The organism is Rhodothermales bacterium (genome assembly GCA_034439735.1).
Taxonomy (GTDB): Bacteria; Bacteroidota; Rhodothermia; order Rhodothermales; family JAHQVL01; genus JAWKNW01.
Window position 1 is genome coordinate 1 of record JAWXAX010000304.1, and the last position, 6,685, is coordinate 6,685.

Annotated in this window: 5 protein-coding genes; 4 read left to right on the forward strand and 1 reads right to left on the reverse strand. The window is 64.5% G+C overall.

Going from position 1 to position 6,685, the window contains the following annotated elements; translation table 11 throughout:
* Positions 1–209 precede the first annotated feature (209 nt).
* Entirely contained in the window at positions 210–992 is a 783-nt protein-coding gene (locus SH809_21365) for a (Fe-S)-binding protein (GenBank protein MDZ4702273.1), read from the forward strand.
* Between the two features lie 154 nt (positions 993–1,146).
* Complete coding sequence (locus SH809_21370) at positions 1,147–3,963, forward strand: ThuA domain-containing protein (GenBank protein ID MDZ4702274.1); 2,817 nt, start codon at positions 1,147–1,149, stop codon at positions 3,961–3,963.
* An 82-nt stretch (positions 3,964–4,045) separates the two neighbouring features.
* Here the strand turns inward: SH809_21370 and SH809_21375 are convergent, their stop codons facing one another.
* Positions 4,046–5,269, reverse strand: coding sequence for a DegT/DnrJ/EryC1/StrS family aminotransferase (locus tag SH809_21375; GenBank protein ID MDZ4702275.1), 1,224 nt, complete (start codon positions 5,267–5,269; stop codon positions 4,046–4,048).
* Positions 5,270–5,402: 133 nt separating this feature from the next.
* Here SH809_21375 and SH809_21380 point away from each other — a divergent pair, with 133 nt between their 5' ends.
* Entirely contained in the window at positions 5,403–5,837 is a 435-nt protein-coding gene (locus tag SH809_21380; protein ID MDZ4702276.1) for a GNAT family N-acetyltransferase, read from the forward strand.
* On the forward strand, positions 5,834–6,601 hold the full coding sequence (locus SH809_21385) for an ATP-binding cassette domain-containing protein (protein ID MDZ4702277.1): 768 nt from the start codon (positions 5,834–5,836) through the stop codon (positions 6,599–6,601). Before SH809_21380 ends, SH809_21385 begins: the two co-directional genes overlap by 4 nt.
* Positions 6,602–6,685: the final 84 nt, after the last annotated feature.

Genomic DNA, 6,685 nt, shown 5'->3' on the forward strand with positions numbered 1-6,685 from the left:
GGATGGGGGAGGGCTGACGCTCGTCATCCCCAACTCGATTGGGGATCCAGTCTCCCTTTAAGCCTTGCATGGATTACTTCGTAAGTCGCTTCGCTCGTTTCCCGCTTTCGCGAGAGCCTGCCCCCGGCTTTGACCGGGGGATGACGATGCCCCGAAATTCTCACGCCCCACATTCCTTGAACGTTGAACTTTTAATCTTTTAACATCGCATGATCCCTATCGTCGCCGACCTCGTCGCCCAGGGCAAACAGCCCGAGATCCTCTTTTGGGTCGGATGCGCCGGCAGCTTCGATGCTCGCGCGCAGAAGGTGACGCGGGCGTTGTGCCAGATCCTGTCGCATGTCGGGCTGGATTATGCGATTCTGGGGGAAGAAGAGCGCTGCACCGGCGACCCGGCGCGGCGCGCCGGCAACGAGTTCGTCTTCCAGATGTCGGCCCTACAGAATATCGAGACGCTGAATGACTACGGGGTGAAGAAGATCGTTACCGCCTGCCCGCACTGCTTCAACTCGCTCAAGAACGACTATCCGGCATTGGGGGGGCATTACGACGTCATCCATCATACCCAACTCCTCCAGGAGCTGATCGACACCGGCCGGCTTATGCTTCAGGGCGGCGGGAGCTTCAAGGGCAAAAAGATCACCTACCACGACTCGTGTTACCTCGGCCGGGTGAACGCCGTGTACGAGGCGCCGCGCGCGCTGCTCAAGGCGTTGGACGTCGACCTCGTCGAGATGAAACGGTGCAAGACGAAGGGCCTCTGCTGCGGCGCAGGCGGTGCGCAGATGTGGAAGGAGGACGAGCCTGGCGATAAACGCATCAACATCGAACGTGTCGAGGAAGCACTCGAAACCGGCGCCACGGCCATCGCGGCCAACTGTCCGTTCTGCCTGACGATGTTACGGGATGGGGTGAATGCGAAGGGAAAAGAGAGTCAAGTGATGGTCTATGACCTGTCCGAGTTGATCGTGGAGCGCATTTCCGCAAAATGAGCCCTTCCCGCGTGTTTTTCACCCCTTGACTATTCCACTTCCCTGACGTTGTATAGGTGGAACCGTTACCAAGCCATCCCCAACTGCCCAGCCACACACCATGTTCACTGCCTACCCCACCTGCGGCCCTTCTCTTTTTCCATGTGTTGCCGTATTGAGTCTTCTCCTGGTCGCCGGTTGTGCCGGGGGGGCTTCCACGACTCAGACCAGCGCGCCTGAATCCTTCCAGGTCCTGGTTTTCTCCAAAACGGCCGTCTTCCGCCACTCGTCCATCGAGCCAGGTATTGCCGCATTGAAGACCCTGGGGGCGCAGCACGACTTTACCGTGGATGCCACCGAAGACGCCGGCGCCTTCACGCCGGAGAACCTCGCGAACTACGCCGCCGTCATCTTCCTTAGCACCACCGGCGACGTCCTGGACGCCACGCAGCAAACCGCCTTCGAGGGTTACATCCGCGCGGGAGGCGGCTTCGTCGGCATCCACTCGGCGGCCGATACCGAGTACGAGTGGCCGTGGTACGGCGAACTCGTCGGCGGCTACTTCAAACACCACCCGCCGGGGGTGCACCAGGCCGACGTGCAGGTCCTCGATCCGCATTTCCCCGCGACAGCCGGCCTGCCGGCGCGCTGGCCGCGGACCGACGAGTGGTACGACTACCAGGCGAACCCGCGCGGAAAGGTCCACGTCCTCGCCACGCTGAATGAAAAGAGCTACGAAGGCGGCCAGATGGGCGCCGATCACCCGATCGTGTGGGCGCATGAATACGACGGCGGCCGCGCGTTTTACACCGGCCTCGGCCATACGGATGCCAGCTACAGTGAGCCGCTGTTCCTCCAGCACGTGCTGGGCGGCATCCGCTGGGCGGCCGGCGTGGCAGCGGGCGACGCCGCAGCGACGATCGCCGGCTCGTTCGATAAGGTCGTCCTGGACGACCACATCACCTACCCGATGGAGCTCGACATTGCGGCGGACGGACGGGTGTTCTTAATCGAGCGCGACGGCGCCGTAAAGGTGTGGGATCCGGCGACCGAGCGCACCACGATGGCGGCCTTCATCCCCGTCACCACCAAAATCGAAGATGGCCTGCTCGGGCTGGCACTCGACCCCAACTTTGCGACCAACAACTGGCTCTATCTCTATTATAGTCCGCTCGACGAGCGCCCCAATCGCCTTTCGCGGTTTACGGTGAAGGGTAACGAGCTGGACATGCTGAGTGAAATCGTGATGCTCGAGATTCCCGTCCAGCGCCTGCGGTGTTGCCACAGCGCCGGCTCGATCGAGTTCGGCCCGGGCGGCAACCTCTACCTCAGCGTCGGCGAAAACGCCGGCGGGTGGAACCGTTCGGGCGAATTTATCGAAGGTCTGTACAGCTGGGATGCGTGGTGGGACACCGAGCGCGGCACCGCCAACTCGAACGATCTCCGCGGCAAAATCCTCCGGATCCATCCCGAACCCGATGGCTCCTACACGATCCCACCGGGTAACCTGTTCGAGGACGACGACCTGCGTACCCGCCCCGAGATCTACACCATGGGGCACCGCAACCCGTTCCGCTTCGATGTCGACCCCGAGACAGGGTGGGTCTACTGGGGCGATGTGGGCCCCGGCAACCAGCCCGACTCCGCGCACTCCCCGATCGGCTACGAGGAGATCAACCAGGCCAAAAAGCCCGGCTTTTTCGGGTGGCCTCAGTTCGTGGGTCCCAACGCCCCGTACCGGGACCGCGACCCCGCCACCGACGTCTACGGCGCCTGGGCGGACCCCGCGAAGCCCATCAACGACTCGCCTTACAACACCGGCATTCAGCAGCTCCCGCCGGCCCAGTCCGCGTTTATCTGGTACTTCTACACCCCCGACGACGTTTTCCCGGAACTAGGCGCAGGAGGCATGTCCGCCGCCGCCGGCCCGATCATCCGGCGTAACCCCGCCACCGCCGGCCCCCGCGGGCTGCCGGCGTATTTCGACGGCAGCGTATTCATCTACGACTTCATGCGAAACTGGATCATGGAGGTAAAGCTGGACGACAACGGGGAACTGATGGAGATCAACCCGCTGTTCACCGACCACAGCTTCATCCGCCCGATCGACGTGGAAGTGGGTCCCGACGGCCGGCTCTACGTCCTCGAATGGGGCACCGAGTTCTGGGGGCAAAACCGCGACGGGAAACTGACCCGACTGGACTACTACGGCGATGCTCCGCGCCCGGCCCAGGTCGCCACCGCACCGCCGCTGTCGACACCGCCGCCTGCGACACCGTCCCTCATCACAGAGCCTCGGGACGGGTCGTTTTTCGACTACGGGCGCCCGCTGGTTTACCGCCTCAACGGAGCCGATTCCATCCAGCCTTATCTGGGGCACGACACGCACACGCACAAACTCGCGCCGAAACAGGGTGCCGACGGCCTGGTGACGATCGTGCCCAATCTGTCGCATTCGCCGTACATCATCGACGAATTTGTCGAATTGGAGGCCCGGACGGACTCCGGCACGCATCGTATCCGGCTCAACCCCCGTCGCTGGCAGGCCGAGAACTACACCGAGACGAACGGCGCGCAACTCGTGGTGACCAATAACCGCCAGCGCCCCACGTTCGTCGAGGAGACCGAGGTGTTCGTGGAAGTGCGCAACAACGGCTACATCGCGTTTGGAGACGTCGACCTCAGTGAGATCGACACGATTACCCTCCGCGCCGTGCCCGAGGCCGCCGGCTCCGTCGAGCTCCGCCTCGACGCCCCGGACGGCCCGTTGCTTGGGCAGACCACGCTGACCCCGGCGCCCCAAACACCCGATACGACTGGCGACCCTCCCGCGGGTGAAGGCGCCCCGCGCTTCCGGATCGTCCGCATCGAAGGCTGGGCGGAACTCCCGGTGCACATTCAGCCGCCGGCGGGACAACACGACATATACATCGTCTTCCGAGGTCCGGCCACGGGTGATGTCGCCAAGCTGGACTGGGTGTCGTTCAATTGAGAAGGGTGTGGGGGTGTGGGAGTGTCCGGCAAGAATGACCAGGTTCCCACTCCCACACTCCCACACTCAAATACTCCCACACTCAACCTCCCCCAAACTCCCTCCGGATCTTCTCCACCGCCTCCACCATCTGCGTCATCTCCTCGTCACTGCCCAGCAGGACGGGGTTGGGGAGCCAGACGGTTTCGTGAGCGGCGCGGACCGTCTCGGGAAAGGGGGCCCTAAGAAAGGCGTGCGGCGCATCGCGTTCGGGCGGGGCTAGCCGTGTGCGGTAGGCGCCGTGTGTGAACAGGTCGAGCGCATGGATGGGCGGATAACTGGCCTGCGTGGGGATGCCCTCGGCATTCAGCGCCCGAATGAACGCCTCCGTGGGCCGGCCGCCGAACGCGCGGCGATCGTAGTGAAAAATGAACGCATAGTAGCCATGCCGTGTGCAGCGCGGATCCAGGGCCTGGGGCGTGATGCCCGGTATGGCCCCAAGGTCGGCGCGCAGCCGGACTGCGTTCCGGGTACGCACGGCCGCCTGGGCATCGAGCCGAGCGAGCTGATGGCGGAGGACCGCACCCTGCCACTCGGTCATCCGGTAGTTGCTGCCGTTTTCGAAGTGCGCATAAAACCACTCGCCCGGCCGCCGGCCGCAGTCATGCACCGACCGCGCGCGCGCGGCGATTGCGTCATGCGCCGAAATCACGATGCCACCTTCGCCGGCCGTCATCAGCTTGCTCTGCTGGAACGAAAAAGTCCCGAGCGCACCCATCGAGCCCACCCGTTGTCCCCGCCATTCGCTGCCGTGGGCGTGAGACGCATCCTCGATGAGCGCCAGCCCGTGCCGGCGTGCGATCGCATCAAACCGGTCCATATCTGTCGGATGCCCGGCCATATGCACTACCGCGATGGCTTTTGTGCGGGACGTGATGGCGGCCTCGGCCTGGTCGGGGTCGAGGCAGAACGTTTCAGCGGATACATCCACCGGGACCGGCATCGCGCCGGCATTAAGCACCGCCGTAGCGGTAGCGACAAACGTGAAGTCGGGCACGATGACCTCATCGCCGGGGCCGATGCCCAGCGCGCCCATCGCTACCTCGAGCGCCGCGGTGCCGTTCGTGACCGCGATGCCATGCGCTACCCCGTGGTAGGCGGCAAACGCCGCCTCGAAGGCCGCCGTCTGTGTGCCGGGCGTGCGCCACCAGACGCGGCTGTCGAGTACAGCCAGGAGCGCCTCGCGCTCGCCGGCGTCGAAGTGCGGCCAGGCGGGGAACGGGGTCGATTTGACGGGTGTGCCGCCTTCTACTGCCAGTCGGGACATGGTTGGGTGCACCAGGGAAGGTTCGAGGAAGGAGGATGATAGACAATCACCGGGAGAGGTGAAACGTGTCGCCGGCCGTGTTTTGTAACCATTCGAATCCGTATCATCCTGTCGGCACCTTTTCCCAGACCCCATGACCATCGACGTCGTGGACGCCGCGACCGACGAGATCGTCGAGGCGTTCGCCCGCCTCATCCCCCAGCTGACCGACTCGGTGACCCCTCCGGGCCATGAGGCGCTGGCGCGGATGATCACTTCCGAGGCCACGACGCTGTTCGTGGTCCGGTTGGATGGGAAGATCGAGGGCGCGCTGGCGCTGGGTATCTACCGCATCCCGACCGGGGTGCGCGCCTGGATCGAGGACGTCGTCGTGTCGCCCGAGATGCGCGGGCGCGGCGTCGGGCAGGCGCTGGTCGAACGCGCGCTGACGCTGGCCCGCGAGGCCGGCGCCGCCAGCGTCGAGCTCACCTCCCGACCGGAGCGCGAGGCCGCGAACCGCCTGTATCAGCGCCTGGGGTTTGAGCTTCGGACGACCAACGTATACCGTTTTACCTTCGCGACCGCGTGACAGATACCACCCCATCAGAGCCGCCTCTCCTCCGCGTCGCCGGCGTGACGAAGCGTTTTGGCGCCGTCGAAGCGCTGCGGGGTGTCGACCTCGACGTGCGCGGCGGCGAAGTCGTGGCCCTGCTGGGCGACAACGGCGCCGGCAAATCGACGCTGATCAAGATCATCGCCGGCAACGTCGCCCCGGATGCCGGGGACATTCAGGTGGAGGGCGCCTCCGTGCTGCCGCTTTCGCCGGCGCGGTCGCGCGCGCTGGGGATCGAGACCGTCTACCAGGACCTGTCGCTCTGCCCGAACCTGGATGTCGTCGCCAACTTTTTTATGGGCCGTGAGCGGATGCGACGGCGGTTTGGCGTTTCGGTGCTGGATGAAAAGACGATGGCCGGCGAGACGACCGAGGCCCTCGAGCGGATCGGGGCGAAGTTGCCGTCGGTGAAGGTGGCGGTGGGTCATCTATCCGGTGGCCAGCGGCAGGCTATCGAGCTGGCGCGGTTCGTACACTGGGGCGGCCGGCTGGTCATCCTGGACGAGCCCTTCGCCGCTCTCGGTGTCGAGCAGACCCGCCGGGGGTTGGAACTGATCCAGCGCGTCCGCGAGCGCGGCATCGCGGTGATCGTCATCACCCACAACATGGCCCACGCCTTCCGCACGGCCGACCGCATCGTCGTGCTCCGCCAGGGCCGCGTCGTCAGCGACCGGCCGACGGCCGAGACGACTTCGGAGGAGGCGATCGAGGCGATTAATGGAGTGGCGATTAGCGAATAAACGATCAAGCGATTAGCGAATAAACGATCAAGCGATTAGCGAATAAACGATCAAGCGATTAGCGAATAAACGATCAAGCGATTA